Origin of the sequence: Pseudomonas sp. Ps21-P2 (assembly GCF_039672565.1) — a bacterium.
Taxonomy (GTDB): domain Bacteria; phylum Pseudomonadota; class Gammaproteobacteria; order Pseudomonadales; family Pseudomonadaceae; genus Aquipseudomonas.
The window spans coordinates 175,774-200,648 of record NZ_JBDFPL010000004.1; the positions used below are offsets into that span (position 1 = coordinate 175,774).

At 58.9% G+C, this 24,875-nt stretch carries 28 protein-coding genes, 1 tRNA gene and 3 pseudogenes; 5 read left to right on the top strand and 27 right to left on the bottom strand.

Annotated elements, in window-relative coordinates:
- Nucleotides 1-37: 37 nt before the first annotated feature.
- The 21 genes and pseudogenes from ABEH28_RS11820 to ABEH28_RS11920 all read right to left on the bottom strand — a co-directional run bounded on the left by ABEH28_RS11820 (nt 38) and on the right by ABEH28_RS11920 (nt 14,365).
- On the bottom strand, nt 38-553 hold the full coding sequence (locus ABEH28_RS11820; protein WP_192130761.1) for a phage major tail tube protein: 516 nt from the start codon (nt 551-553) through the stop codon (nt 38-40).
- Between the two features lie 50 nt (nt 554-603).
- Nucleotides 604-1,776 (bottom strand): phage tail sheath protein, encoded by a 1,173-nt coding sequence (locus ABEH28_RS11825; protein ID WP_346628048.1) that lies wholly within the window; start codon nt 1,774-1,776, stop codon nt 604-606.
- A gap of 116 nt (nt 1,777-1,892) precedes the next feature.
- Nucleotides 1,893-2,582 (bottom strand): tail fiber assembly protein, encoded by a 690-nt coding sequence (locus tag ABEH28_RS11830; RefSeq protein ID WP_346630016.1) that lies wholly within the window; start codon nt 2,580-2,582, stop codon nt 1,893-1,895.
- Nucleotides 2,583-2,604: 22 nt separating this feature from the next.
- On the bottom strand, nt 2,605-4,797 hold the full coding sequence (locus ABEH28_RS11835) for a tail fiber protein (RefSeq protein ID WP_346630227.1): 2,193 nt from the start codon (nt 4,795-4,797) through the stop codon (nt 2,605-2,607).
- Nucleotides 4,798-5,592: pseudogene (locus ABEH28_RS11840) on the bottom strand (phage tail protein); the annotation flags it as partial. It lies immediately after the preceding gene.
- The gene (locus ABEH28_RS11845) at nt 5,589-6,200 is read right to left on the bottom strand and encodes a phage tail protein I (protein ID WP_110950431.1); all 612 of its coding nucleotides are present in this window, start codon (nt 6,198-6,200) and stop codon (nt 5,589-5,591) included. The gene ABEH28_RS11845 and the pseudogene ABEH28_RS11840, both read right to left, overlap by 4 nt.
- Nucleotides 6,197-7,111, bottom strand: a complete 915-nt coding sequence (locus tag ABEH28_RS11850; protein ID WP_346630017.1) for a baseplate J/gp47 family protein — start codon at nt 7,109-7,111, stop codon at nt 6,197-6,199. Before ABEH28_RS11850 ends, ABEH28_RS11845 begins: the two co-directional genes overlap by 4 nt.
- The gene (locus tag ABEH28_RS11855; protein ID WP_110950433.1) at nt 7,108-7,461 is read right to left on the bottom strand and encodes a GPW/gp25 family protein; all 354 of its coding nucleotides are present in this window, start codon (nt 7,459-7,461) and stop codon (nt 7,108-7,110) included. The genes ABEH28_RS11850 and ABEH28_RS11855 overlap by 4 nt, the downstream gene beginning before the upstream one ends.
- A complete protein-coding gene (locus tag ABEH28_RS11860; RefSeq protein ID WP_346628043.1) occupies nt 7,458-8,003 on the bottom strand; it encodes a phage baseplate assembly protein V in 546 nt (181 codons plus the stop codon). The genes ABEH28_RS11855 and ABEH28_RS11860 overlap by 4 nt, the downstream gene beginning before the upstream one ends.
- Nucleotides 8,004-8,077: 74 nt before the next feature.
- Nucleotides 8,078-8,530, bottom strand: a complete 453-nt coding sequence (locus ABEH28_RS11865; RefSeq protein ID WP_346630018.1) for a phage virion morphogenesis protein — start codon at nt 8,528-8,530, stop codon at nt 8,078-8,080.
- Complete coding sequence (locus tag ABEH28_RS11870) at nt 8,527-9,009, bottom strand: phage tail protein (RefSeq protein WP_110950435.1); 483 nt, start codon at nt 9,007-9,009, stop codon at nt 8,527-8,529. The genes ABEH28_RS11865 and ABEH28_RS11870 overlap by 4 nt, the downstream gene beginning before the upstream one ends.
- Complete coding sequence (lysC, locus tag ABEH28_RS11875; protein WP_346630019.1) at nt 9,006-9,272, bottom strand: Rz1-like lysis system protein LysC; 267 nt, start codon at nt 9,270-9,272, stop codon at nt 9,006-9,008. Before lysC ends, ABEH28_RS11870 begins: the two co-directional genes overlap by 4 nt.
- Nucleotides 9,193-9,558, bottom strand: a pseudogene (locus ABEH28_RS11880) (LysB family phage lysis regulatory protein); the annotation flags it as partial. The pseudogene ABEH28_RS11880 and the gene lysC, both read right to left, overlap by 80 nt.
- On the bottom strand, nt 9,555-9,761 hold the full coding sequence (locus tag ABEH28_RS11885; protein WP_346630020.1) for a hypothetical protein: 207 nt from the start codon (nt 9,759-9,761) through the stop codon (nt 9,555-9,557). The pseudogene ABEH28_RS11880 and the gene ABEH28_RS11885, both read right to left, overlap by 4 nt.
- Entirely contained in the window at nt 9,758-10,597 is an 840-nt protein-coding gene (locus ABEH28_RS11890) for an N-acetylmuramidase family protein (RefSeq protein ID WP_346630021.1), read from the bottom strand. Before ABEH28_RS11890 ends, ABEH28_RS11885 begins: the two co-directional genes overlap by 4 nt.
- Nucleotides 10,594-10,908 carry a phage holin, lambda family gene (locus tag ABEH28_RS11895; RefSeq protein WP_110950439.1) on the bottom strand — a complete coding sequence of 105 codons (315 nt, stop codon included), beginning with the start codon at nt 10,906-10,908 and terminating at the stop codon, nt 10,594-10,596. Before ABEH28_RS11895 ends, ABEH28_RS11890 begins: the two co-directional genes overlap by 4 nt.
- A 62-nt stretch (nt 10,909-10,970) precedes the next feature.
- On the bottom strand, nt 10,971-11,183 hold the full coding sequence (locus ABEH28_RS11900; protein ID WP_110950440.1) for a tail protein X: 213 nt from the start codon (nt 11,181-11,183) through the stop codon (nt 10,971-10,973).
- Nucleotides 11,183-11,650, bottom strand: a complete 468-nt coding sequence (locus ABEH28_RS11905; RefSeq protein WP_192130774.1) for a head completion/stabilization protein — start codon at nt 11,648-11,650, stop codon at nt 11,183-11,185. Before ABEH28_RS11905 ends, ABEH28_RS11900 begins: the two co-directional genes overlap by 1 nt.
- A gap of 99 nt (nt 11,651-11,749) precedes the next feature.
- Nucleotides 11,750-12,454 (bottom strand): phage terminase small subunit, encoded by a 705-nt coding sequence (gpM, locus tag ABEH28_RS11910; protein WP_346630022.1) that lies wholly within the window; start codon nt 12,452-12,454, stop codon nt 11,750-11,752.
- Between the two features lie 2 nt (nt 12,455-12,456).
- Nucleotides 12,457-13,461, bottom strand: coding sequence for a phage major capsid protein, P2 family (locus ABEH28_RS11915; protein ID WP_346630023.1), 1,005 nt, complete (start codon nt 13,459-13,461; stop codon nt 12,457-12,459).
- A 37-nt stretch (nt 13,462-13,498) separates the two neighbouring features.
- Nucleotides 13,499-14,365 (bottom strand): GPO family capsid scaffolding protein, encoded by an 867-nt coding sequence (locus tag ABEH28_RS11920; RefSeq protein WP_346630024.1) that lies wholly within the window; start codon nt 14,363-14,365, stop codon nt 13,499-13,501.
- Between the two features lie 155 nt (nt 14,366-14,520).
- Between ABEH28_RS11920 and ABEH28_RS11925 the strand changes: the two genes are divergently transcribed.
- The 4 genes and pseudogenes from ABEH28_RS11925 (at nt 14,521) to ABEH28_RS11940 (ending at nt 19,143) form a co-directional block, all read left to right on the top strand.
- Nucleotides 14,521-16,281: a terminase ATPase subunit family protein gene (locus ABEH28_RS11925; RefSeq protein WP_074889879.1), complete on the top strand. Its 1,761-nt coding sequence runs from the start codon at nt 14,521-14,523 to the stop codon at nt 16,279-16,281.
- Nucleotides 16,281-17,333, top strand: a pseudogene (locus ABEH28_RS11930) (phage portal protein). The gene ABEH28_RS11925 and the pseudogene ABEH28_RS11930 overlap by 1 nt, the downstream one beginning before the upstream one ends.
- Before the next feature lie 299 nt (nt 17,334-17,632).
- The gene (locus ABEH28_RS11935) at nt 17,633-18,166 is read left to right on the top strand and encodes a hypothetical protein (RefSeq protein WP_346630025.1); all 534 of its coding nucleotides are present in this window, start codon (nt 17,633-17,635) and stop codon (nt 18,164-18,166) included.
- Nucleotides 18,163-19,143 carry a hypothetical protein gene (locus tag ABEH28_RS11940; RefSeq protein ID WP_346630026.1) on the top strand — a complete coding sequence of 327 codons (981 nt, stop codon included), beginning with the start codon at nt 18,163-18,165 and terminating at the stop codon, nt 19,141-19,143. The genes ABEH28_RS11935 and ABEH28_RS11940 overlap by 4 nt, the downstream gene beginning before the upstream one ends.
- A gap of 97 nt (nt 19,144-19,240) precedes the next feature.
- On the opposite strand, the gene ABEH28_RS11945 is transcribed toward ABEH28_RS11940, so the two are convergent.
- From ABEH28_RS11945 to ABEH28_RS11970, 6 genes are all read right to left on the bottom strand, one after another.
- Nucleotides 19,241-19,417, bottom strand: a complete 177-nt coding sequence (locus tag ABEH28_RS11945) for a hypothetical protein (RefSeq protein ID WP_346630027.1) — start codon at nt 19,415-19,417, stop codon at nt 19,241-19,243.
- Between the two features lie 73 nt (nt 19,418-19,490).
- On the bottom strand, nt 19,491-19,697 hold the full coding sequence (locus tag ABEH28_RS11950) for a hypothetical protein (RefSeq protein ID WP_346630028.1): 207 nt from the start codon (nt 19,695-19,697) through the stop codon (nt 19,491-19,493).
- Nucleotides 19,694-19,852 carry a hypothetical protein gene (locus ABEH28_RS11955; protein WP_162835411.1) on the bottom strand — a complete coding sequence of 53 codons (159 nt, stop codon included), beginning with the start codon at nt 19,850-19,852 and terminating at the stop codon, nt 19,694-19,696. Before ABEH28_RS11955 ends, ABEH28_RS11950 begins: the two co-directional genes overlap by 4 nt.
- A gap of 302 nt (nt 19,853-20,154) precedes the next feature.
- Nucleotides 20,155-20,766, bottom strand: coding sequence for a phage antirepressor N-terminal domain-containing protein (locus ABEH28_RS11960; RefSeq protein ID WP_346630029.1), 612 nt, complete (start codon nt 20,764-20,766; stop codon nt 20,155-20,157).
- Nucleotides 20,767-21,747: 981 nt separating this feature from the next.
- Entirely contained in the window at nt 21,748-23,496 is a 1,749-nt protein-coding gene (locus tag ABEH28_RS11965; protein WP_346630030.1) for a hypothetical protein, read from the bottom strand.
- Nucleotides 23,497-23,593: 97 nt separating this feature from the next.
- Nucleotides 23,594-23,678: transfer RNA gene (locus ABEH28_RS11970), tRNA-Leu, on the bottom strand.
- Between the two features lie 108 nt (nt 23,679-23,786).
- Here ABEH28_RS11970 and queA point away from each other — a divergent pair.
- The gene (gene queA, locus ABEH28_RS11975; RefSeq protein ID WP_346630031.1) at nt 23,787-24,866 is read left to right on the top strand and encodes a tRNA preQ1(34) S-adenosylmethionine ribosyltransferase-isomerase QueA; all 1,080 of its coding nucleotides are present in this window, start codon (nt 23,787-23,789) and stop codon (nt 24,864-24,866) included.
- Nucleotides 24,867-24,875: the final 9 nt, after the last annotated feature.

Here is a 24,875-nt window from a genome sequence, read left to right on the forward strand (position 1 = left end):
GGTGAAGCGCCGGGAGAGCCGGCGCGTTGAGGCGTGCTTACAGGCCGATCGCCTTTCGGTGCGCGGCGAGCCTGTCCTCGCCGTTGACGACGAAAATGAAGTTGAGCAAGTCGATTTCCACCTCGACGTTTCCGTCGATCGTCAGCTTGTAGTAGCTGCAGGCGGTGTTGAATTTGTGCTCGGTGTCTTCGCCGCCTTCCGAGTCGCCCATGTCGATCTCTTCATGCCGGCCGCGAACAACCACTTCCACAGCGGATACCTGCTCGTCATCGTCCCGCTGGACCGATCCAGCCCATCGCAACTGGACGCCGCTGACAGATACAGCGCCGTATTGGCGCAGTGCGGTGAGGTCCCAGCCGCCGAGCGTCCATTCCATCGAGATACCGTCGTCGCTATGGCCCAGGTCGACCTTCACCGGGCCATCCATACCGCCGCCGCGCCAGGCTTCCAGCTTGCGGCCCAGCTTCGGCAGGGTGACGGTCTTGCACTGGCCGACGTAGCTGACGCCGTCGTTGTACAGGTTCATGTTCTTGAGCTTTTTGGGCAGAGCCATAGTGGCGCTCTCCTGCAGGCGCGGCCGTGGCCGCGCTATTCAATAAGGGATCAGCCGTTTACGCGGCTGGCGAAGTCGACCAGGTACCGATCGGTGATGCGCTGACGCAGGCCCAAGTTCTCCAGCGGCGGTACGGGCGTGTAGTCGTAGTCCAGGAAGAGCTTGCCGGCCTTGAGGGTGTCCTTGTCGTTTGCGGCCTCGTCGTACCAGCACTCGCCGCCGATCAAATACCCTTGGCGCACCAGGTCACGGAATGCGGCGTTGATGCCCTCCACGATGTCGCGCACTAGGCTCGGGTGCATCGGCTTGTCCACGGCCCAGAAGTGGTTCTCGGCCATCGTGTCGGCCAGTACCTGGGCGGTTCGCGTGTAGTTCTCGAACGCGAACAGCGGATCGTCGCTGCAGGTGCGCGAGCCCCAGAAGCGGAAGCCGTCGCGGCGAATCAGCGTGGTCACGTCAGCGGCGTTCAGCAGCCCTGCATCGGTGTCGGGGCTCTGCAAGTCCCAGTACACGTCCTTGCTCAAACCGGTGACGCCATTGACCGCGATGTTGGAGATGGTCTTGTGCCAGCCCACTTGCTGATCGATCTTCGCTCGCAGGCCCAATGCGCGCGCCACGGCAGATGCGGTAGCGTCGGCGTTCAGCGCGGTGTCGAAGTTGATGAAGTCGGGCCAGATGGTCATCAGCTCGCGGGCGCCGAAGTTCTCGCGGTAGGCGATGGCCTCAGAGACTGTTTCGCAGTTCCAGGCATTGGCGTAGGCAAACCCGCGAAGCTTCTGGGCGATAGCGACCAGCTCGGTAGCCACCGGGAGGCTGTCCAGACCAGGAACACCCAAAATGCGGGGACGAACGCCCAACTGGGCCTCTGCGGCCAGGAGCGCTTTCAAACCTGTGTACTGACCATTGGCATTCACGCCGCCGATCACATTGGAGCTGGTGGCGGCGGCGTCTGCGCCCTCGGCGACACGCACGACGACAGTGACAGGGCTGGACTGATCGGCGATCGCATCCAGGCTTCGTGCAAGAGTGCCTTTCACGCCGGCTTTGCCGCTGGCGGTCAGCACGTCAGTAAGAAGCACGGGCTTATTGAGCGGGAAGGTCGCCGCATCCGCGTCTTCGGCGGTGCAGACCATGCCGATCACGGCGGTGGCGACTGTGCGTACAGGGCGTGAGCCCTCGTTGATTTCGACGACTCGGACGCCGTGGTGATAATCGGATGGCATGGGGGATCCTGCGCGTTGATGGCGGTAGAGCGCAGGTTGACGCGCGCGCGTCGAGGAATGTAGCGGGGGGGCTTGTAGGGGAAGGGCTCACAAGGCGAGTTGCAAGCCCATGATGCTTAAACGGCAACGTCCTCGTAGCCGCGCGACTGGAGGAAGGCGGCGGTTGCAGGGTCATCCGGACTGTTCGGCCAAACGACCTCGGGTCCCGGGGCGACTCGGCTTAATGTGACGGTGTACGTTCGCCAGGCATCCAGAAGCTCGATCTCCGCCTCGTCGGCGATACCCTTGTCCACTGAGTACTGCAGGGTTGAAATCACGCCGCCGGCGCACTGGGCCAGCAGCGCTTTCTTCAATCCAGCCCGATTCGTCAACGCCCCATTTTTGGCTGCGACATCGAGCACCCACTGCCCACCTTGCCAGACATCGAAGTCAGAGGAGGGCGCCGAAAGTGTGAAGAGTTCCGGGAGCTCGCCGAGCTCTTGATGCTTGCTCGCGGCCCGAGTGTCTTTGTCGTAAACGGTTTTGCCCCGATAGTCGGGCACTTGATGCCACATGCCATCAACGTCGCCTCGGACCGCTGCACACCCGGGAAACACGATTGGCGCGTCGCCCTGGTATGTATGCGCCGGCATGAGCCATACACCTGGTTCTAATGGGCTCGGATCGGCAACTCCCATGCCCATAAATTCGCCAGTCAATGGCGATACGTGGCAGACGGTGGGGGCGAAAACGCCGTCTTGCTCCCACCAACGCCCCACAGGTGCCTCAACAGCGGGCGTTACCAGGCTCTCTTTATCTTCGGTCATTTGAATTTCCATTCACTGTTAATCAGAACTTGATGCACGCCAGATACGCCTGGTTAGGCGGCCGCGACTCATTGCCGCCGGAGTTGGCAATGCTCAGCGTGTGCGTGTGCGCGCCGGCCGTGTCTGTGGTCATGTACTGGTAGCCATCGCCCAGCTGGTCGCCCAGAACGGCGTTACCGGCGTTGCTTGTAGGGGAATCGATCATTTCCCTAACAAACGTCGTTGTGTGGCCGTGCGCGCCCGCACTTAGGGCGGTGCCGCTGTGTCCGTGGCTTTGGTTCTGCGTGGCCTGATTGGTGGCAAAGGCGCGGCTCGGGTCGATGCCGCGCGCGTCATCCCATGCACGGTCGAAGTAGCCGCGAGCATCGGGCAGGTTAAAGGTCGTGGACCCATCGCCTGCGCCCCAAAGCGTGCCGATTCTCGCGAACAGCGCCGCGTAGGTGGTGCGCGATACTGCTGCCCCGTTTCGCTTGAGCCATCCGTCTGGCGGTGTAGGCATAGCAAACATGCCCACCATGCCCACCATGTCGCCCGCAGCGCTGCGGACAAACTCAGTGGTGGCCAGCGACTTGCTGCTGTCGCCCGGCGCTGGGGTTGGGCCTGTTGGATTTCCGGTCAGTACCGGGCTGTCAGTAGCCCCGAACTCGCGCCAATATGACCAGCCCCCCGCCGCTTGAGTCCTGAAGAAAATGCGCGCATTGGCACCGTTGGCGGACAACAGCGCGGCAATCTGTAGGCACCCGCCGTTGTTGTACGGAATGACGATCCCCGACATATTCGCCGACGCGCCCATTGGCTGATTTGCTGTCGTGTTCGATGTCCGAAACATACCGCCCAGAACAGTCGTATTGAGGTCATTAACGAGCGGGCCGATCATGGTCCCCAAGCCAAAAACCGCGAGCGCAGCCTGAACGAACGCCGTCGTCGCAATCGTCGTATCGCTGTCACCCACCGGCGCCGTCGGTGCTCGCGGATCACCGATAAACACCGGCGAATCAATCGCAGCGGTCTCAACCAGCTTTCCGCGACCGCCTGGCAAGTAAATGGCGTCCGAGTTGTAAGCAAACTGCACCCACTCGTTAGGGGCTAACGTCATCGAGGAACCGCCCCCGGGAATCGCAATAACCTCCGTCCCGGTTGCCTTGATCGTGATGTTACCGGCCGAGGCGTTGTGAATAGCCAGCGCCTTGCCCGCCTCTACTTCTGACTTGGACGGCAGCGTTAGCGTAACGCCGGCCACCGTCACCCGATGCCAGCGCCCAACGGAAGTAGGGTTAAGCACCGCCGACGCGGTGTAGCCAATGCCCACGCCTCGCCAGCCTTGCTTCGCATCGCCAAGGGCCTGCATGTTCGCCAGCTGGGCATTTTCCGTATTGAACGGAACCGTCGGGGCCGTCGGCGAACCGAGAAGCGCCGGCGAATCGGTCATGGCGATTTCGCGCCACGGAAACCACGTCGCATCGTGCTGCACGCGAGTAAACGTCCGGCCGCGACCGCCCGGGGCAAACAGTTGCGTGGCGTGCTGAGTAGTTCGTCCCGCTAGACCGAACGTCAGCACGTCGAAGCAAACCGGCGCATTACCCGCCGCACCGGTTACCGGCCGGTTGTACAGCGCTGCGTCCGACTCAACGCCTTCGGCTTTGATGAACGACCCCCAGGGGGCTTGATTAAAATCCAGCGTGTTGCCGGTTCCGTTGTCCGCCGAGCCGATGCCGAACGCGCGCAAAGCAGCCTGCACAAATGCGGTCGTGGCAATGCTGGTGTCGTTATCGCCCAGCGCTGGGGTTGGTGCCCTCGGATCGCCGGTAAGCACCGGAGACAGAAGCGGTGCCAGCTTGGCCATCGCGGTCATTACAGTGGCCGCAAAGTTCGGATCATTGCCCATCGCCGCCGCGATTTCGTTGATTTGGTTCAGCGTCTCCGGCGCCGCACCGACCAGTGCGGTGAACATGGCCTGAACGAACGCCGTCGTCGCGATCTGATCGCTGTTGTTCGATACCGCCGGCGTCGGGGCCTTCGCAATACCGGTGAAAGTCGGGCTGGCCGTGTTCGCCTTGGCCTGTAGCGCGCTGTCGATCTGCGTCTTGGTGTAGACATCCGTAAGACCGTAGCCGGCCACAGTCGTCGGGTTGTTGGCCGCCAGAACGCGCCCGTACTTGTCGACCGTGACGCTGCGGTATTCGCCCGGGGCAACGCCGGTCCGGCCCCATGCCATCTCAAACGTCAGCGCGGTTACGCCCAAGGTAATCGGTGCGTCAGTCACCAATTGCCAGGCGCTGTCGCCGTACAGCGTGCCCTGCTCCACCAGAACCAGCATGCCCGGCGTCACGTCGTCGCTGGTGTCCGCATCCGTTGCACGGGTCCACGCATTCGCCGAGGTGACCCAGATCCCACGATCCTTGGCGGCGGTCTGAAAGGGAGCGAGAACACGCTTGCCTGCCGGAACGGCCACGCCGTCGATCGTCTGCAGTCCGCTCAGCACGATGCTACCCGGGGCGCACGCCATCACCGAACTCTTGAAGTCCTGCTTGGCGAGCTCGCTCAAGACGAATTCGCGTGTCGCGAGTACCACGCTCGGATCAATCTTCAACTCGACGCTGGCCGTGTTGCTGACTATCAGGTTCATCCGGACCACTTGTGTGCGGCCGGATCCCTGCGCAAGCGTTGGCTTATAAGAGGGCGCGCAATTCGCTACAGCGACCAGGTCGCCGTCAGCGTCATAAAGGCCGATCTCGCGGATCCAGTTGCCGCCGATTTCTGCAGGGATGACCTGCTCGGCGATGATGATGGCCGGGTTGCTTGGGTCCTGCTTGAGCTCATTGAGCGGCGCACGGCGCCATTCCCGGATCAGCGACTTCTGTTTGGCATCAGGTTGCGGATCCGTGCCATTGGCATCACCCACCCCCATCTGGGTGATCTTCCAGGCAATGCCGAGCGCATCTGCGTTGGCCTGCTTCGCGACGCCGATATTCGTGAGGATGGCAAAGAACTGCGAGGTTTGGTCAGTCATGAATACACGTCCAGGGTGTCAATAGTGGTTTCGCGCCCACCCCGGCCGATCACACCCGAGACATCGATGTCTCGCTGTTGCGGTGGGTAAACGTCAATTACATCGCCCTCGCTGATCGAGGCGCTCAGATAGGTGTGGCCGTTGGTTTCGAGGCTGATAGCCAGCCCGATCAAATGGCGGGTGAGGGGCTTGGCGTCGTCGATCAGCGCGCTCAGCTCCTGGTACATCTCGTCAGTGATGCCCGTGTCCAGGACGCCGACTTTCAGCTGGAACGTGCCCGGGACGCCCTCGGGCTTGAGCTGCCACCACTCCTGGACATCGAGCAGGTAACCCAGCGGTTCCACGACCCGGCGCAGCGCGCCGATCGTTCCTTTGCGGGAATGTACGAAGTACGAGGATTTGATGACCTTGCGCTTTATCGCTTCGGGCCAGCGCTCGTCCCATCGATCCACAGAAAACGCCCATGCCAGGTACGGCAGAAGCGCGAGCGGGCAGCGGTCAGGGTTGACCAGGTCACGGATCGGGATCGGGACGCGCTCGATCTGCGTCAGGGCAGACGCAGCGAGCTGCTCCAGCGACTGCGCATTGGGAGGTAAAAGCCCCGTCATGCTTCGGTACCGACTACAACGCTGACGCTGGTGCAATAGGCCGCCTGGTATGGCGTCGACTTGATGTCTGTCCAGTTGTGCAGGACGACCTTGCGGACGCCCTCAACATGCAGCGCCGCATGGACTGCGGATTCCGAAATCTCAACCCCCAGGCGACGGCGCTGGGTGACGAACCCCGACAGCTTTTGCTGGGCTGCAGCGCGGATCGGCTCGCCTTCGGGACCATTGGTAGCGAGATACAGCGTCGCGTCGATGCCGTACTGCAACACCTCAGCGGATTGGACGGTCAGCCGATCAGCCACCGGGCGCCGGTCTTCATCGCTCAGGTAGGCATAGACGATATCGAGCACGGCCTGGTCGACGGAGCCGTCGCCCAGGAGCGCCTGCACTGTCACCACAGCAACGGCCGGGGAGGGGCTCTCGGCAGTGGCGTCTGCGATACGACCGTCAGCGCTGCGGGCATGCAGGATGTAGCTGTTTTTCGGGCCTGCCGTTGATAGACCTTCCCATGCCATCTGCGCTCGCTCGCGCAGGCTGTCATCGGATTCCATCACAGCGGGGGTCGGAGGAATCGTGCTCGGCTCAGCCGGCGCCACGGTGAGCCGCTCGACGTCCATGTTCGCCGCAGCCTGTTCCAGATCTTTGCCTTTGGCCTTGGCGAGCATGGTGCCCAGTGCCGCTTCGTTGACCCGCTGACGCCATAGCGTCTCGCGGTAGGCATTCTCCTGAAGCAACTTTGTGAGTGGCTCCGACTCCAGCGCCAGGGTTGCCGCGACTTCCGCCTGCTGATCGGCCGGCCAGAGGGTGACGGCATAGGCTTTGCGCTCGGCCAGGATCTCTTCGTAATCGATGCGCTCGACCACGTCCGGGTCGGGCAGCAGGGTCAGATCGATAGGAGTAAAGGTGTTCATGCAGACGCTCCCAGGCTCAGGGGTACGCGGAGGCTCAAGGGCTCGTTGGTGTCGACCACCGCGCCTTCGATGTCGAGGATTGCTTGCCCGGGCTGTTCGCCGAGAGACAACTGCACCCGGCTCAGCCGGATGCGAGGTTCCCAGCGCATCAACGCGATCGCGACGGCGGCATACGCCTGCAGCTTGGTTGCGTTGTTCAACGGCCAGTCGACGAGGTCAGCCAGCTGGCTGCCGTAGTCCCGGCGCATGATTCGCGTGCCCAGCGGCGTGCTCAGGATGTCGCTGATGGATTGAGCGAGATGCGCGCTGCCGGTCAACGTCTTACCGTTTTTGCTGTTCATGCCGATCATGGGATGGGCCCATCCGAAACTTCGTTGCCGCGCTTCACGCCAGCCGTTCGGTGATTGACCAGGCTGATTCCCACCGGCCCCGCAACGACGTCCTTGCTGACGGTCACGAGGCCCTCGATCACCACGTCGCCCGTGATGTGTACGCCGCCGGGCGCAACCAGTACCGCCTTGCCGCCGTCTGGCAGCGTTGCGGTCAGGGTGTGGGTTTTGGTGTCGTAATCCACGGTCGCGCCGTCGCGGTACCGGCGGCGGCGACGGGTGAGGCTCTGATCAGGCGCAGGGAAGAGGTCGCTGTTGAAGCCGGAGATAACGAAGCCATGAGCGGGATTGCCGGAGAGCGAGAGCACCAGGCACTGCTCATTGATGCTTGGCGGATCCCAGTCACTGTCCTCGCCGGCGCGCAGCGTATAGAACGGCAACCAGTCCGTGAGCAGGCCCCCGGTTTTAACCTGGCAACGGGGGATCGCCGGATCGATCGCGGCAATGGTGCCGGCGCGGATCAGGTTTTCTAGGCGTCGAATTACATCAGTGAGGGAGTCCATGACGCAGATGGTGCGGCTCGCGCGTGCGTGCCGCATCACCGGGACGGTGTAGGAGGGGGGTCTACAAGGCGGCGTTAGCCAGCGAGGTGATCGATCAGCGAATTCCGGATCGTTTCCAGCTCGTCTCCGGAGAAACCTAGCAGTTCCCGGGTGTCGTACTGCACGTCTGCTTGACCTTTGGCCGGCCGGTCGCGCAGTCCGTACTGGTGGATTCGTGCGATCCGTCCAACGCGACCGACAAAGCCGATCGAGAAGCCGCCGGCGTTGTTTTCCGTGCGCAGGTAGCGCGCGGTTTTAAGCTTGGTGAACATCTTCGTTTTGACGCGCCCCTTCTTTCCGCGCAGATCCTTTGGCTTACGAGGCACGAACGAACTACCGTCCGGATTGCGCTGGGCTGTCACCCGTTTCTGTTGGCTGCGCCGCAGATCACGGGCCATCGTGCCGAGCAGTTTGCGGCGCTCGGCATCGCTCAATTTCGCCAGCAGCACGCTGGCCCACTGTTCAAGTGCGTGAAGGTCCTGGTTCATGGGCGGTTCCAGCGGGTGATGAACTCCCCGTCTGATGTGAAGAGCTCGAGGCTTTCGAGGTCGAACGGATCGTCAGCAACGACGGGCTCGGGCGGATGCCTGACCTGCAGAGTTCCATCGTCCTGGCGTTTAACGATTACCCGTTCGGTTAGCGGCAGTTTGATCGACAGGTCGACCTTGCTGTTGTCCAGGACATCCGCCTCGAAAACGATCGAATCCTTGCTGCGATCGACGTTTTCCATCAGCTCGCGCTGATTGACTAGGACCCATGCCAGCAAGGGGATGGCGACGGCGTCCGGGTGGCCTGCGTAATCGGTCAGAATCAGATTGAGCGTGTAGATGTATTCGAACGACAGGCCGAAGGCAGCGGTACTCCGGATCTTCCCGTTGTCGATGAAGATCATCAGCCGGTCCGGATTCTGCGCCAGACCTGGAACAGCCGCGAGCAGGTGCGCGCGCAGTGATTCGTGCTTGTTCATAGTTTCCGCGCCTGTTCCAGCTGATGCTGATAGACGATGTCGACTTGCGCGGCACAATCCGCCCATGCCGCCTCGATCACGTCCTGGTCGTTGAGAAGCGCGCCGTTACTGAGCGGTCGCGTCGCCGGCAGGACGCACGGCACGACTGCCGGACAACCAGTCTCGATAAGCAGCGGCTCCGGTGATAGCGGGGCGGTCGCGCAGCCGGCGAGCAGCGTCAGGGAGAAGCTGATCAGCCCATAGCCGAAGCTCTTCGTTTTCACGTTTCAAGTCCTCAATTGTCTGCTTCCGATCGGAGAGCGCTTTGCGAAGGCCGTTCTGCAGGAGGCGCAGCGCCGCTTGCGCCTTTCGCTCTGCAACCAGCGCGTCCGTCATTTGGGCGGCCACGGCTTCGCTGCGGTTAGCCCTGCCAAGCGCGGCATTCGTGACACCTTGGGCCAGCTCAACGTTCTTGTCCGCGACGTTGATTCGTTCGGACTGGGCCCAAAGCAACAACCCCAAAGCGCAGAGCAACGCCAGCCCGTACAGCGCCTGGCGAAGCGTGCTCATTTCCGGTACCAGCCGGCGGCGTTCATCACGGACTCGTCGGCTTGGCGAAGGTCGGCGCAGATCACGACGGCCTTAATGCCAGGCATGGCGATCGTGATCGCTTCACCGAGCTGCTGAGCCAGTTCAAAGGGGGTATCTGCCGGCAGCGTGAAAATGTCGCCGTCGGCAGGGCTCAGCTTGCGGATCTGGTCGCGGTCGATCATGCGGCCTCCGGCACTGGGCAGCCGACAGCATGACGCTGATAAGCGCGTTCGAGCTTGGTGTCGTACAGATTCCGGGCGTAGTCCGGGCCGTTGTATTCCTTGGCGAACGTCGCCCACTTCTTGCCCTTCAACGACTTCAGCAGCCCCGCATCCGCTTCAACGAAGCGCACGAAGGCTTCGAACTGCTCGTTTTCGTTCTTGGACATGCGCGTGACGAAGTCCTGGACGCTGCCATAGCCGAGCCGCACCGCGTGATACCCCATCACCTGGAACGCGCCCCAGCTGGCCGATTCCAACGCGCACACGTCGTCGATCAATCGCGCGTTCGCCAAGCGCTGATGCTCGGCGGATCCGCCGGCATACCCGCCGGCGTTGGGATTAACCAGGTTTGGCTGGGACGCAGCTAATTGGTCAGCATGTTTTTTCAGCGCCGCTGCGTCGTCTTCAGGCGTGCGTGGGGTTTCGAGCTGGCGGTACATGATGTGGCGCTCGAATAGGATCTTCGGCTTGCCGTTATCCAGGAAGCCGCTGCCCTGGCTTTCAACTTCGTTCACGGCCATCACTACGGCGAGGTCGACGCCGAGTCTCGCCGCCGCGCTTACTAGGGAGGCGTGCTGCAGGAGGTTGGAGCAGTCGTCGCCGGACAAGGCCATGACCGTCTTCTGGCCCGCTATACCGTCGATTACCAGGCCAACTTTGCGCTGGTAATCGCGAACTGCGGCCTCTGTGCTGTCGCCGTAAATGCCGTCAGGATTAAGCCCGGCGCCTTGGAGGTTCAGGCGTTGCTGCAACACGCGGACTTCTTGGCCGCGATCCCCGTGACGTAAGACGCTCATACTTGTTCCACCTTGCGATTTAGGAAAGATTTGGCAATGGCGCGCGTGGTTTCAACGCCCAGCAGGCCGATCACCCCACCGAAGAACGGGCCTGTCGTCGTGGGGATGCCTAGCAGCGACAGGCCGTGGCTCGCCGAAAGGGCCAGCAGCCCGCACAACGGAGCCTCCAGTAGAACCCGTCGCCATGTGCCGCCGCCGTACATGATTCGTAGGGCCGCGATCACGGCGGCCAGTCCACCTGCGTAAAACGCAGGCCAGTTTTGTTGGAGCCAGGCAGCGAACCAGGCCCATGAATCCGGTTTGTCAGGCATGCGCTTTGATCCGCTATCTGAGGGTGGAATGGGGAGGTCATCCGTGAATGTCGTGTGATGAATCAGTCCCATAGATTCACCATTTGCAGGACCGGAGCCTGGGGGGCCGCGTCTGGGAGGATCACCGCCGTGCCGTGCGGCAGGACGGGGCCCAGATCGGCAAGGCCGGGGTTCGCGTTCAGTACCGCCTCGGTGACGCCGGCAGTGCGGCCGTACACCCGCCAGCAGAGCGCGTCGACGGTGTCGTGCTGTTGGGCATACACGGTCGTCGCCATCAGATGAGCTCCACTGTCGAGTGCGGAACACCCAGCAGATCGCGAATCGCGAACCGGGCATCGCGGCGGTATTCGTCAACTGACGGCGTCAGTTCGTCAGCGTTTTTGTTGCCTTCGGTCGAGGTGTCATAGCTGCGGTACCGCTCGGTGAGTTCGGCGCCGGCACTGCAATAGATGGATCGGCGATAGAGGTGGACGAGCAGGCTGATGCCCTTTATCTCGTCCGCTGGTACCGCTTCCAGCGTGTCGTGTCCTTCGGCTTTGTAGCCTTTCTTGACTGCGCTCAACTCGCCGTTGACTTGAATCAGCGCGTTGACAATCGCTACCTCAAGACGCGCGTCAGTAACGCTGCCATCGATCCTTAAAGATGCGCGCACATGGGCGCCATCGATGTCCGGCCAGAATCCGTCGTTCGTGATGGGGTACGGGGCAGTAGTGTTTGTGCCAGTGGCAATGAATCCGCTCATGTTTCTGCCCTAAGTCGGCGGTGGCCGAGGCGTCTCAGCAAGGAAAGGAGAGAACCTGCTGATCAGCCTCGGGCCGCCGGGGTTGCGGGGTACGCTCGGTCAGCTCCCTGGTGGGGGAGCAATCTTTTTCTGAAGGCGCTCGGCGCCTTCCAGGTCTTTTTTGCCACCGCAGCTGCTGTTTAGCTCGATGGCCCGTTTGAGCAGCTCGATCCCTGCCATTACCTGCCCGGGTTGGCCGGGGTTATCCGCGTCCAGACCTGCCACAGTGGCGCGGCCGGTAGCGAGGTACAGCTTCGCCCTGGCCTCGTCGGGCATGTCGTGGTCTGCGGTCAACTCCATCGCTCGGTGCAAGATGGCGAGGTCAAACGTTCCGTTGGTCTTCTGTGCCTTCAAGGCCGCTTCCGCGATTTCTTCAGCAATCAGGCAGCCGGTGGTTCGTTCGAAGCGATCAGGCATGAGCAGGTTGTGCTGCAACACATACGCTGCAATTTGGAGCGCGCCGGCATAATCCGAGGCGTCCACGCGCCAGATCATGATCGTCGTCAGCACTTCGTCCTGGGCGCCGTTGCCGGCGGACAACACACCGTCGACGTAGGGGATATAGGCCGGCAGAAGCTGCAACTTCAGCGCGGCTTTCCCTTCATTCGACTGAATCTGCTTGAGGCGCAGACGATCTTGGAGAAGCTGGGCCAGCTGCATTTCGTAGGCCGTCCCGCCCGCCATCGATACCAACGGCGTAGCAGCAGCGGCTTCCTGTGACGCAAGCGCCTGCAGCCGGTGACGTTGAGCGAGAGAAAGGCGCATGATTACTTGGCCTCTTCGATGTGTTCGACGAGAGCGCCCAGGCCGAAGTCTTCGACGACGTAAGCCTCGTTCGACGACTGGTAGTCCGCGATGCGATCGCGCTCCGGTTCTTCGCGGGTCATACGGCGACGAGCGCCGATCTGGAAGTAGATCGACAGGTTCTTTAGGGTGGTCACGAACACACCGCCGTCAATGAAGAACGGGGCATCGACGTAGGGCAGACCGCCCAGCGTGCCGTTCGCAAGGATGCGGGCTGCAGCCAGCTCGTTTTCGTTGTCTGCTGCGCCTTCGATGTTCGCCAGGAACTTGGAGTGCAGCAGGTTGCGGTCGACCAAAACGACCAGATCTGGACGCTTGCGGTGCCACGGGTCCAGCAACTGGATCGCGTCGTACACCAAACCGTCGAGGGTTTTGTAGTCACCGTTCGGGCCAATCGTGATCTTGCCGGCAACTTTGCCGCTGCTCAGAACGCGCTCTGGTGCCTTGGTGCGGTACTTCTCAAGCCAGCCGATGTTTACATCTTCCAGCAATGGATGGGCAGCGCGGTCGGTGTCAGCGGCAACGATTTTCCCGTTGAAGCCGATCATGATGCGATCGAGTGCTTGCTGCCCGACGATCGCGCCCGAAAGGCGTGCCTGGAAATCCTTGAATTTTGCCCAGGCATCGAGCAGTTGATACTTCACGTAGGTGTCGAAGTCGGTCTTCTTGCAGCTGTAGGTGTCGCTCTTCAGCGCGCCAACGCTGCGCGGATCGCGAGCTTTGACCGATGTATCGGTACGGCCAGCAATCGTCGAGCCCACGCCCAGCAGGATCGCTTCACCTTCCTGCTCATCGACGCCGATGACGTTGATCTGTTTCAGGAAGTCGCTCGATTCCTGGATGGCGGTTTCGAGGGTTTGTTGCACCGTCGGAGTGACGGTGAATTTCTCTGCCGCCGAGGCGACGGCGTTGAGCAGTGCCACCTGCTTGCTGAAGCCGTTAAAGGCAAGTCGTGTTTCGTTACGCATGGTGTTCTCCAGGTAAACCTTTGGGTGAGCGGTTCGATCAGTAGGCAGTCAGCACAGCGCCGTCGCCGCCGACTACGGGTGGACGGCTCGTCTGGCTGTGGTCCTGGGTCTCGCCCAGGCGCTTGATCAGGTCGTTGAAGTCGGTGCTGAGCTTGTCGAAACTGCCCTGCAGGGAGCTGTGGGCTTCCTCGATCGAGGTAAACAATCGGGATTGCTCGGCAGCGTGGCCGGCAAGCGCACCCACGGCGTCGTTCAGCTTCGAAAACTTCCCGTCGTCGGTTTCGGGCTTCTCGATCTCGACCGGCTTGTCTTTTTCTTTGGTCGCGCCGAGCAGTTCGGCGATGCGTGAGAACAGCTCTTCGAATCTGCCGGGGGTCTCTTCGATCTCGTCGAATTCGAGCTTCGCTTCCAGCAGCTCGGAAAACAGGTTGTCCGGCTTGCTCTTGCGTGCCTTGAGCGGCGATGCGTCCGGGTTCTGCGCGCTGAAAGTCAGCATTTCAGTGCCCAGGCTCGCAGGCGAATCGGTGACGGCTAACCCGTCCAGGTAAGCGCGACCGGTGTCGGCGAACTTGGGGGCGATCTCGATGCTGGTGTACAGCTTCTGACGCGCCTTGTTCATGGCGATCAGGTCCGGCGTGGGTTCGATCTGGACGAACAGGGCCAGCTTTTTCGCGCCGTTGACATCGACCTCTTCAGTCTTCGCGGCCAGCACGTCGCCGTAAGCACGGAACGGGCTGTCAGGCAGAACACTGCGGTAGTGCTCCATCCAGACGCGTGCTGCGTAGGTGTTGGGGTTGTAGGTCTCGGCAGCGTCGACCAGCCACTGGCGCTCAATCTGGCGGCCGTCGGTGGTCGCGCCTTCTACGGCGACACGAAACCATTTGGATCGAAATTTCTTACTCATCGAGCGGGTCCTCAAAGCGTTGCTGCGGGTGCAGTTGCGTTGAGGTGCATCGTCGACATTGGCGCTTTTATGAGCAATCGGCGCCAGTTGTAACCCGGGGCGCTACATGGCCCGTCACTACGCCTTCACGCGCGCGTGGCGTCAGCATCGCCGCCATGACGACAACCGAAGCCACTCCCATCCGCGATAACCGCCGTCAGGCCAAATTCCTTTACTGGACCGGCCTGCGGATCTGCGCGATCGCCGAAATGTTGGGTGAGAAAGAAAAGACCGTTCACGCCTGGAAGACGCGCGACGAGTGGGACCGGGCCGACAACGTTGAGCGGATCGGCGGGGCTCTGGAAGCGCGCCTGGTGCAGCTGATCCTGAAAGACGGGAAAACCGGGGGGGATTTCAAGGAAATTGACCTGCTCCACCGTCAGCTGGAACGGCAGGCGCGCATTGAGCGGTACAAGGCGGGCGGCACCGACACTGATCTCAATCCGAATCTTGCGAAGCGCAACGAGGGGCCGAAGAAGAAAGCGGCGCGAAACGAGTTCAGCGAGGAGCAGATCGAGCAGCTGACCGAGGCGTTCAAAGACGGCTGTTTTGGCTATCAATTGGACTGGTACCGGGCAAGTAATCAGCGCACCAGGGCAATTCTCAAAAGCCGGCAGATCGGCGCGACTTACTACTTTGCCCGGGAGGCGTTCATTGACGCCCTGGTCACTGGCCGCAACCAGATATTCCTGTCGGCTTCGAAAAACCAGGCGCACATCTTCAAGGCTTACATTCAAGGGTTTGCGCGTGAAGTGTGTGGCGTTGAACTGACTGGCGATCCGATCATTCTTGCCAACGGCGCCGAGCTGCATTTCCTCGGCACGAACGCCCGAACCGCTCAGGGTTATCACGGTAATTTCTACTTTGACGAATTCTTCTGGACGTTCAAGTTCAACGAGCTGAACAAGGTCGCCAGCGGCATGGCGATGCAGAAACAGTACCGACGCACCTACTTTTCAACGCCATCGAGCATGGCGCATGAGGCGTACACGTTCTGGACCGGTGAGCGGTTCAACAAAGGCAAGCCGGCGGCGCAGCGGCTCAATCTGGACGTTTCCCACGACGCGCTGCAGCAGGGCAGGCTGTGCGAGGACCGGATCTGGCGTCAGATCGTCACCATCCTGGACGCCGAACAGCGCGGCTGCGATCTCTTCGACCTGGAAGAGCTGCGGCTCGAATACAACGCGGATGCGTTCGCGAATCTGCTCATGTGTCAGTTCGTCGACGATGGGGCCAGCATCTTCCCGCTCAACGTCCTGCAGCCCTGCATGGTCGACAGTTGGGTCGAGTGGTCCGAGGACTACAAGCCATTCGCGTCGCGGCCGTTTGCCGATCGGCAGGTTTGGGTGGGCTATGACCCGGCGGAAACAGGCGACAGCTCCGGCCTGGTCGTTGTTGCTCCGCCGCTTGTGCCCGGCGGTAAATTCCGCGTGCTCGAGCGCCATCAGTTCCGGGGAATGGATTTCGCGGCGCAGGCCGAAGCGATCCGGCAGGTCACGCTGCGGTACTGGGTCACTTACATCGGCGTCGACATTACCGGCATGGGCTCGGGCGTGGCCCAGCTGGTGCGCCAATTCTTTCCGAACGTCACCACGTTCAGCTACTCGCCCGAGGTGAAGACGCGCCTGGTGCTTAAGGCATACGACGTGATTCACAAGGGTCGCCTCGAATTCGACGCCGGCTGGACCGACATGGCGCAGTCGTTGATGGCGATCCGCAAGACCATCACGGCTAGCGGCCGGCAATTCACCTATACCGCAGGCCGCACCGACGAGACCGGACACGCGGATCTCGCCTGGGCGCTCTTCCACGCACTGCAGAACGAACCGCTTGAGGGCCAGACCTCAACGAATACTGGCTTCATGGAGATTTACTGATGAGCAACCGCCGCAGCAGAAACACGCAACCCAGCGCCGTGACCCAGCCCCCGATCGAGGGGGATCTACTACCTGCGGCCGGCGGCAGGATGGAGGCGTTCACTTTCGGCGATCCCACGCCCGTGCTTGATGAGCGGGGAATACTTGATTACCTGGAGTGCTGGCTCAACGGGCGATGGTACGAGCCGCCCATGTCCCTTGATGGTCTTGCGAAGTCGTCCAGGGCCAGCGTCTTCCTGCAGTCGGGGCTGAACTTCAAAAGGAACATGCTGGCTCGCACTTTCATCCCTCACAAGCTCCTCACACGGCAGACGTTCGAACAGTTCGTCCTAGACTTCCTCTGGTGCGGCAACGGCTATCTCGAAAAGCGCGACAGCATGATGCGGAGCACGCTCGGCTTGCAGCCTGCCTTGGGCAAGTACATGCGGCGCGGCGTTGACCTGGACACCTATTACCAGGTTCGTGGGTGGAGCGATGAACATGAGTTCAAGAAGGGGACCGTTTTTCATCAGCGCGAGGCTGATATCAATCAGGAAATCTACGGCCTTCCAGAGTGGCTCCCGGCGCTGCAAAGCGCGCTGCTGAACGAGTCCGCCACGCTGTTCCGGCGCAAGTATTAAAACAACGGCAGTCACGCCGGTTTCATCATGTACATGACCGACACGGCCCAGAATGAAACAGACGTTGCGGCGCTGCGCAGCGCGCTGAAGGCCGCAAAAGGACCGGGCAACTTCCGCAATCTATTCATGTACGCGCCTGGCGGCAAGAAAGACGGCATTCAGCTGATTCCCGTCAGCGAAGTCGCGGCAAAGGACGAGTTCGCCTCGATCAAGAACATCAGCCGCGACGACATGCTGGCTGCGCTGCGTATCCCGCCGCAATTGATGGGCATCGTCCCGCAGAACGCTGGAGGCTTCGGCTCGATCAAGGAAGCTGCCCAGATCTGGGCCATGAACGAACTCGAACCTGTTCAGGCCCGCCTGCAGCAGATCAACGATTGGCTGGGCGAAGAGGTCATTCGCTTTGGCGCGTTTGAGCCAGCTTCCGGCTAAAGTCGCATTCACAAGTAGAGGGCGTTGATGGGTCGATCGTCGCACAAGTTTGTCAGAGCGCTGGAAATCCGGGGCCAGCGCGGGCATGAAACTATTCAGCAGGCTATAGTTACGATCAACAGATGGATCAAGACCCAAGCATGGCGCAATGATCTCGATTTGCGAGCTGCTGTTGTTGCGACTAATGAATAGCAGTCCTGCTCGACTGGCGCGTGGTTGCGAAGAGACACCGAGGTTTTCTAGGTTTTAGCAATACGATTTAAATATATACTCGGTCGCTCTAATAAAGGGAGGTTAGAATGCTGCAAATAGCTGAGGCAAGGTTTAGAGGTACTCTCAGTTCAAGTCGAAAGTATATCAAGAGGTTTACGGAGTATGTAGGGGCGCTCCTGCATCAAGGCAGGATTGTAGAGGCACGACATTATTTCATCGAGCTCGCCGAACTTAGCCCCTATCATGTGAATACGGTCCGATTAGGATATGAAATTGCGATTGCTACCTTTGACAATGACCTAGTGGTCAAATACGACAGATTGTTGGCAGATTCTTCTTCTGATATCAGCGGGCTAATGATGTTTCGCTTGAAGTATTATTACTCTAGACATAACCTTCCGGCGTGCGAACAAACATGCAGTGAGATTCTGAGCGCCAGCACTGGAAAAGACTGCTTGCCTCTAGTGATAGAAGTCTGCTTGGAGAAAAAAAGCTATCCTGTTGCAGTAAAGTTGGCGGGTTATTTAAAGGAAAACCGGTTGACTTTGTCAAGTGAGGGGAATCAGCGCCTGAAGAATATCGTGATAGTGGAGCTGCTGAAAGTATGGAAAAGCAAATGACTAATTTCCTTGTGGTGATGTTATTAGACAGCCGCAGCTTTACCGTTCCTTCGACGATGGTATACGGCTCTGTCGAACTTCGCTCATATTCTACCGACACTCCAGTTGAGAAGGAATACTTGGAGGCATCTGCCTCTGAAGCCGGGTTAGATTTCGCAAAGTATCAAGTATGCGCCAGAATTGCTACGGTGGTGCGTTCTAACAACGCCCACCAAGCGGAGCATGAGGCCATTGCCAAGTTTCTAGAAGTCTTAGATTTTAAGTCTCGAGACTATGCTGTTTCGGCGATTGAGCTATCCCGTATTGGTCTTATTAAAAACTTGGATAGTGGTGAGTTTTTTTCACTTAGGCGAGAGTTTCAACCGTCGATTTCTTTCACCATGCATCGTCATTCTGTCCAACCCTACGACCAAACAAACTATCTGCTCGAGGTCGATAGTAAGCTGATCGACCGGTACAGACGATCAATCCATTGGGCAAGAAACGCAAAGAATGAAACGAATACCCAAGTTAAAATTCTTTTTTCATGGTTCGCTTTGGAGGCGCTGTTTAAAGAAAATAACAATGATAACAGTGTGGAAAGTTTGATGCGTTTATTCATAGGCTTTCCAAATGGGAAGCAAATTAAATTAATGTCTCCCTCAGTGAAAATCGCCTTGGAGAGGCATTCTAGATACAAGTATTGGGAAAAAAGACTGAAAGATATCGTCATAAAAATCCGCGATTTCCGGAATGACTCCGTGCACTCGGGATTCACGCACATGGACTTCGATAGGCGCGACCTGGAGTTGTACGATATGGTTATGACCTATGCATTGTCTCGGTGTCAGTCTGGAGTTCTAACCGGAATTCATAAGAATTTATGTACGATAAATGAGTTTAAAGAAGAGGCAGTCAGGATTTTTGGCGGCTCTGCTGGTTTAATCAACGACGTGCATAACAACATAATATTTTCTCTCGAAAGAGTTTCATTATGATCGGAAGGAATGAACGTCCAGTTCATTCATACCCAAACCATCACTGGATGGTCGCACTCCCGGTTTTTCGTCTGTACCCAGCAGCGCGAATCCCAATTTATCCTGATAGAGACCGATCGAACTGGGTTTTTAGTCGGTGACCACGAATCTGCGCCCCAATCTGCTCGATTTGAGCAGCCGACAAGGCGATGGCAAATCCCATCAGCGTCTTTCCCATGTTGGAGCCGCCGTACGCGTGATGTGTTGCCAGACGCGCGATGTTGAGCGCAGACATCGATCGCAACGGTTCGCGTCCTCGCGTTAATCCGACGCGTAGGCTCCTATTCATTGTTGTGTCCCCTCAGCCTTTAGGTGCGGCGTTGCTTGCCGGTAGCGGAACGAATGACGCGGTTCAGATCAGTGCAGATCCAGTCGAGGAAGCCCGCCAGCATCTGCGGCTGGTAGAGCCCGGGGTGATCGGCCTGCTGGGCAAGCGCATGCACCAGGGCAAGCGAGTCTCGGGCCCGTTCCAGATCGAACAGATCGTCCTCAGTAAGACCGTAGGGCTTTCTCATTGGGCACCGCCGTGCGTTTCGAGAACGCGCACCTGGAGCATGTGATGGTTGTAGCGCTTGAGGCGGGTGGACAGCGAGGAGTCAGCGTGTAGCGCGGCGAGAGCCATGCGACGGTGGGCAAGTGCGCGGATTTTGGACGGAATGAGGGCGGTCATGGTTGAACTCCTGAATCAGTTAGGAGCTGCCACTGATCGTCGCCAAACGATATGGGTGGCAGCTGTACGCAGGTTGGCGAACCGGGGATACAGGAACCCGGCAGACCCGAAGGTCTCCCACGCACAGCCGCCATAACACGAATTGCGGGCACAAAAAAAAGCGCCTGCAGTCGATGATGGGGCGCTGTTGCGCCTGTATTTGCTCGGGTCGCCAAACCCGGTCGCTGAATTGGCAGCGACGGCCGTAATGTATTACTTGAGGGTGATACGTTGCAAGAACTATCCGAGCATACGGCGGTGGGTCAGTCTCGCTGAATCGCCACCGCGCACTGCTCCAGCGGCGGGGTGGGCAGGCCCAAGGCGTCGTTCACCTGGCGCAGCTGATTGTGTAAGCCTTGGCGCTCAAAGCTGTCCGTGGCAGCGACCAATAAACTGGCGAGGTTGCGACCTTGCTCCTGAAGGATGATCAGTTGCTTGAAGTTGATCCCGTCCCGCGCGGTGCGCGTAACGCCTGGCAGGGGCAGAATCCGCGCGGCCCGCTCTTCCAGCATCGCAATTAGCTGCTTCTGGCCGTGGTTCCAATAATTCCACAGGACCTCGTCGCAGTCCTCCTGGTACTGGATGATCTTATCGTGCAGTTCGGGCGCCACTTTCTTAGGGTTGATCGTGTAGAGCCAAGCGGCGAGTTTACGTAGCGGGAGGCAGGTCATTGCGTACTGCTTGCCGTCGTCACCAGTTGTCACCATCTCGGTGACAACTGAAGTAAAGCGTTCATTGATCTTTCTATGCTGCACCTGCCAAGCCAGGCCCATATTTTCAACAACAGGTCTCATCGCCACATAGGGCTCATTGTCACGGCCCAGCAGCACGACGGTGTCATCGCGAAAGGGCACTGGCATCAACTGCGCGTTCATTGAGCGTTCCTTACCTACCCGAAGTTTGGTCCACCCGATTTGGTGGATCAAAGTCTTTCTCACCTACGGTGTGATTGCCCTGATCGGGATTATCAAACAGACCTATCGCACTATAGCGCCGGTGCCTGAGGCAACTAAAGCCCGTTGCACGCATACGGGCGTGCCCCTTGAACGTCGTGGGCAGCACGCGCCATCAGATGGGTGAGAGGAGCTTTGAGGTCGCCGTGTTCCTACTCTTGGCAGGGCAATGACTCGCACTAATCCGATGCATTTTAGTGACCCAAAACGGTGCGCGTCCGGGCCGTCAGGGAGGGCTACACCCGGCGCGCGCCGTCGTCCCCCCGCCACGCCTGCGGGCTAAATTGGTCGTTAATTCTGCACTCATGCAAGTGGAGCAATGCAGCGCGCGCCGGGCTTCGTCAGTTGCTCACAGACCGTTATAAACCCTGCAAAACCCTGCACGGGGGTAATGGATTGCGGAGCCCGCAGACCGTATTGGGCGGTGCAATTTTCAGCTCTCCCACGGGAAACAGGTAATTTAGGTATGTGGTAAATATAAATCGCCTGTAACCCGCAAGCGGTGTGGTCTGTGGCGCTTACCCAGCACTGGCTTTTTTGGGTAACACAGAAAGTAATAATTTTCTAACTTGCTGTTTGTTAAGGATTTTTTTCTTCATGTTTCTCACCGTTTCTAAAGGTTAGTTCATTACCATTTCCGACAATGAAACTTACCCCACATACCACGCTGCACCCCTTCATTCATAAGGGCTGCACAATATTCAAGCCAAAACTTACCTAAAATACTGGTTTCCCTTGGGTCAACATTTAAATGGGTAAGGGGAGGGGCGGCGATCGGCGCTTGCCACCTGCCTGCATGCAGACCTACTCCAAACCGCCATTGCGTGGCTTCCGCTCGCGCGCACACGCTCAAAGAATTTGAAGGCTCAGGCCAGAAAGCATCCGAAACCGTTGCCCTCAAAGCTAAATCCCGCCTGCCGCGTCCGAATCCAACTCTTGCGCTAGTCTGGGTGGGGCACCGATAAATTCTAAATATGCGTCCTGCACCCAAGTGTCTTGAGGTGAGATCTCTAAAGCCCTAGCAAAAAGGAACTTAGGCCGTTCACTATCAACTCCCTTCCGTAAAAGGAACTTGGCGAAGACTACATTCAGCCAGTCGCTTTGGGGATTCAATGCGTAAGCTTCTTCAAACATAGCCTCGGCTGCGTTCTTATCGTTCAGGTGTACGTCCAGAAATTGAGCATAGCGTGCTCGCACCCAGCTATTGCTGGTATCGTTTTTCAAAGCGCGGTTAAAAAGCGCGTCCGCCTCGCTGTTATTGTGACGGTATTTTGCAAGGAACATTGCGTACATGGCTAAAGAATTACTGTGTGCTGTATCGGGCTCCGCGGCTTTTATGTAAAGTTCTTGAGCACGGTCGAAATCTTGATGATGGTCCTCCAAGAAACTTGCGTACCTGCCCAGATATAGAGAGTTTCTGGGGTCTAGCGTTAAAGCATGTCTAAAAGCCGTGTCAGCTGCGGCATATTCCTGGGCGTGAACTTCTAAGAATGTTGCGTAGGTGCCTGCCAAGTCTACACTGTCCGGAAATGCCAACATGCCTTCTTTAAAGATCTTATCCCGCTTAGCAAAGTCTGGCTCATTCTCTGCCATCAGCTGCCATGACCACCAGCTTTGGCCGGATCTGACTGATTCAGTAAGTACTTCGCCAGCTTTCTTTTCTGCAACCGTTCCGACCACGGAAATGGCACGTAGACTGCTCGCCTGCTCGCGATAGCGGCTGGCCCGTGCCCTTCCCAGTTCAGCCGTGCGCTCGGCTATAGCAGCCACATCGAAATCGTTTACAAGGTTTGCGGCAAGTTGGAGCATAAACTGATCGAAGCCGGGTACTCGAACGAGTATCCCGTTATGTTTTGACAGAACATCAAGAGCTTTCTGTGGCGGGCGGGTATTTCCTCGGTAGCACCAAATCATTCGACCGGCAATGTCGCCCGGTTGTAACCCCATTAGCATGTCCATGAGACTACCGTCGTTGCCGCCATAGCCGACGACAACAGGCGTGAAATACTGGAATAGTCTCTTAAGGGCTATTTTCCATCCATGTTCCATCGTGGAAACACCGAGAGTGTCGTTGATTGGATGTAAATAAAGGTCTCGATGGATCTTGGCTACCAAGGGGCGTCGCATCTGGGGACGTACAAATCCTGCAAGTGATTCATGCGCAACTACTAAAGGTGATTGATGCGCATGCATAGCAAGAGCATCCGCTACCAAATTATCAAAGTTCGTAGTTACGACTACTTTGTGCCGAGTATGCTGGATGATCTCGGCAAGAAGAGAGTAGCCTAAGCTAGGTAACTTACCCTCCATGGCCACTTCGAGTTCGGCATATCCTGCCTCTCGGTCACCCTCGAACCTACGTTCGAAAATCTGAGGATAAAATTCAGCCGCATTATCCAGCGTCAACACGCCATCTGCGACGCCACACTCCCCGGCCCATTGGTCCAAGGAACGGTCGTCCAAGCACTCTCGAAGATGAAGATCTTTCAACCATTTCGCCGCGAGTGTTTGGCCGGTAGGGATTCCAGATGAAACTGAAGCTCCTGCACCAAGGATGAAAGCGAATTGCCTATCTTTCATTGAAGCATGGATGCTGGCCATGTCGGCCAAGACACCATCCAAAGACCACTCGACCACTTCCACATCATCCATGTCACGGCTCGCAGTGCTGGTTATAAGTCAGGGTTACGCCAGATTTACGCCAAACGAAAAAAAAGGCCTTGATAATCAAGGCCTTTCCTTATTGAGCTGGTGCCCCGAGGGAGAATCGAACTCCCACTTCTTTCGAAAACGGATTTTGAATCCGCCGCGTCTACCAATTCCGCCATCAGGGCTCAATGGCGGCGAAGTATAGAGATGAGCCTACCGTTGGTCAATCATGTTTCATGGTCAATTTTCACTTATTCGGCTAAACTTCCCGGCCCTGCTAGACGAACCCCATCATGCGTGTCGCTGACTTTACCTTCGAGCTCCCGGATTCATTGATCGCTCGCCATCCTTTGGCGGAGCGACGCAGCAGCCGTTTGCTGACCCTCGACGGGCCAAGCGGCGCGCTGGCACACCGCCAATTCACTGATTTGCTGGAGCATTTGCGCCCTGGCGATCTGATGGTCTTCAACAATACCCGGGTGATTCCGGCGCGGCTGTTCGGGCAGAAAGCCTCGGGCGGCAAGCTGGAAATTTTGGTCGAGCGCGTTCTTGATCAGCACCGTGTGCTGGCCCATGTGCGCTCCAGCAAGTCGCCCAAGCCGGGCTCGACGATCCTCATCGATGGGGGTGGCGAGGCCGAAATGGTCGCGCGCCATGATGCGTTGTTCGAACTGCGCTTTGCCGAGCTGGTACTGCCGCTGCTCGAGCGCGTCGGGCACATGCCGTTGCCTCCTTATATAGACCGCCCGGATGAAGATGCCGATCGCGAGCGCTATCAGACCGTGTACGCCCAGCGCGCCGGTGCGGTGGCGGCACCGACGGCAGGTCTGCATTTCGATCAGACCATGATGGACGCGATTGCCGAGAAGGGCGTCGAGACCGCATTCGTGACGCTGCACGTCGGCGCGGGCACCTTCCAGCCGGTGCGCGTCGAGCGCATTGAAGACCACCACATGCACAACGAGTGGCTTGAAGTTACTCAGGAAGTGGTCGACGCCGTGGCGGCGTGTCGCGCACGCGGCGGTCGGGTGATCGCCGTGGGCACGACCAGCGTGCGTTCGCTGGAAAGTGCCGCACGCGATGGCGTGCTCAAGCCCTTCAGCGGTGACACCGATATCTTTATCTACCCGGGCCGACCTTTTCACGTGGTCGACGCGCTGGTCACCAACTTCCATTTGCCGGAATCGACGCTGTTGATGCTGGTCTCGGCATTCGCCGGTTATCCCGAAACCATGGCGGCCTACGCGGCTGCGGTGGAGCACGGTTACCGCTTCTTCAGTTACGGGGATGCCATGTTCATCACCCGCAATCCCGCGCCGACCGCTCCCGGGGAATCCACCCCGACGGACTCGGCCCCAGAGGATCACGCATGAGTCGCACCT

Bases quoted from the DNA above. Each gene is read 5' to 3' on its own strand.
- ABEH28_RS11855 (WP_110950433.1), bottom strand. From the start codon at position 7,461: ATGATCGGCATGAACAGCAAAAACGGTAAGACGTTGACCGGCAGCGCG.
- ABEH28_RS11890 (WP_346630021.1), bottom strand. From the start codon at position 10,597: ATGAGCGTCTTACGTCACGGGGATCGCGGCCAAGAAGTCCGCGTGTTG.
- ABEH28_RS11920 (WP_346630024.1), bottom strand. From the start codon at position 14,365: ATGAGTAAGAAATTTCGATCCAAATGGTTTCGTGTCGCCGTAGAAGGC.
- ABEH28_RS11870 (WP_110950435.1), bottom strand. From the start codon at position 9,009: ATGAACAAGCACGAATCACTGCGCGCGCACCTGCTCGCGGCTGTTCCA.
- ABEH28_RS11945 (WP_346630027.1), bottom strand. From the start codon at position 19,417: ATGTCTGCGCTCAACATCGCGCGTCTGGCAACACATCACGCGTACGGC.
- ABEH28_RS11830 (WP_346630016.1), bottom strand. From the start codon at position 2,582: ATGACCGAAGATAAAGAGAGCCTGGTAACGCCCGCTGTTGAGGCACCT.
- ABEH28_RS11960 (WP_346630029.1), bottom strand. From the start codon at position 20,766: ATGAACGCGCAGTTGATGCCAGTGCCCTTTCGCGATGACACCGTCGTG.
- ABEH28_RS11940 (WP_346630026.1), top strand. From the start codon at position 18,163: ATGACTAATTTCCTTGTGGTGATGTTATTAGACAGCCGCAGCTTTACC.
- ABEH28_RS11865 (WP_346630018.1), bottom strand. From the start codon at position 8,530: ATGAACCAGGACCTTCACGCACTTGAACAGTGGGCCAGCGTGCTGCTG.
- ABEH28_RS11965 (WP_346630030.1), bottom strand. From the start codon at position 23,496: ATGGATGATGTGGAAGTGGTCGAGTGGTCTTTGGATGGTGTCTTGGCC.
- ABEH28_RS11845 (WP_110950431.1), bottom strand. From the start codon at position 6,200: ATGACGGGGCTTTTACCTCCCAATGCGCAGTCGCTGGAGCAGCTCGCT.
- ABEH28_RS11900 (WP_110950440.1), bottom strand. From the start codon at position 11,183: ATGGCGACGACCGTGTATGCCCAACAGCACGACACCGTCGACGCGCTC.
- ABEH28_RS11850 (WP_346630017.1), bottom strand. From the start codon at position 7,111: ATGAACACCTTTACTCCTATCGATCTGACCCTGCTGCCCGACCCGGAC.
- ABEH28_RS11935 (WP_346630025.1), top strand. From the start codon at position 17,633: ATGCTGCAAATAGCTGAGGCAAGGTTTAGAGGTACTCTCAGTTCAAGT.
- ABEH28_RS11835 (WP_346630227.1), bottom strand. From the start codon at position 4,797: ATGGCATGGGGCCGGACCGGCGTTGCCCCGGGCGAATACCGCAGCGTC.
- ABEH28_RS11955 (WP_162835411.1), bottom strand. From the start codon at position 19,852: ATGACCGCCCTCATTCCGTCCAAAATCCGCGCACTTGCCCACCGTCGC.
- ABEH28_RS11825 (WP_346628048.1), bottom strand. From the start codon at position 1,776: ATGCCATCCGATTATCACCACGGCGTCCGAGTCGTCGAAATCAACGAG.
- ABEH28_RS11925 (WP_074889879.1), top strand. From the start codon at position 14,521: ATGACGACAACCGAAGCCACTCCCATCCGCGATAACCGCCGTCAGGCC.
- ABEH28_RS11915 (WP_346630023.1), bottom strand. From the start codon at position 13,461: ATGCGTAACGAAACACGACTTGCCTTTAACGGCTTCAGCAAGCAGGTG.
- ABEH28_RS11885 (WP_346630020.1), bottom strand. From the start codon at position 9,761: ATGATCGACCGCGACCAGATCCGCAAGCTGAGCCCTGCCGACGGCGAC.
- ABEH28_RS11905 (WP_192130774.1), bottom strand. From the start codon at position 11,650: ATGAGCGGATTCATTGCCACTGGCACAAACACTACTGCCCCGTACCCC.
- ABEH28_RS11895 (WP_110950439.1), bottom strand. From the start codon at position 10,908: ATGCCTGACAAACCGGATTCATGGGCCTGGTTCGCTGCCTGGCTCCAA.
- ABEH28_RS11820 (WP_192130761.1), bottom strand. From the start codon at position 553: ATGGCTCTGCCCAAAAAGCTCAAGAACATGAACCTGTACAACGACGGC.
- ABEH28_RS11950 (WP_346630028.1), bottom strand. From the start codon at position 19,697: ATGAGAAAGCCCTACGGTCTTACTGAGGACGATCTGTTCGATCTGGAA.
- queA (WP_346630031.1), top strand. From the start codon at position 23,787: ATGCGTGTCGCTGACTTTACCTTCGAGCTCCCGGATTCATTGATCGCT.
- ABEH28_RS11860 (WP_346628043.1), bottom strand. From the start codon at position 8,003: ATGGACTCCCTCACTGATGTAATTCGACGCCTAGAAAACCTGATCCGC.
- gpM (WP_346630022.1), bottom strand. From the start codon at position 12,454: ATGCGCCTTTCTCTCGCTCAACGTCACCGGCTGCAGGCGCTTGCGTCA.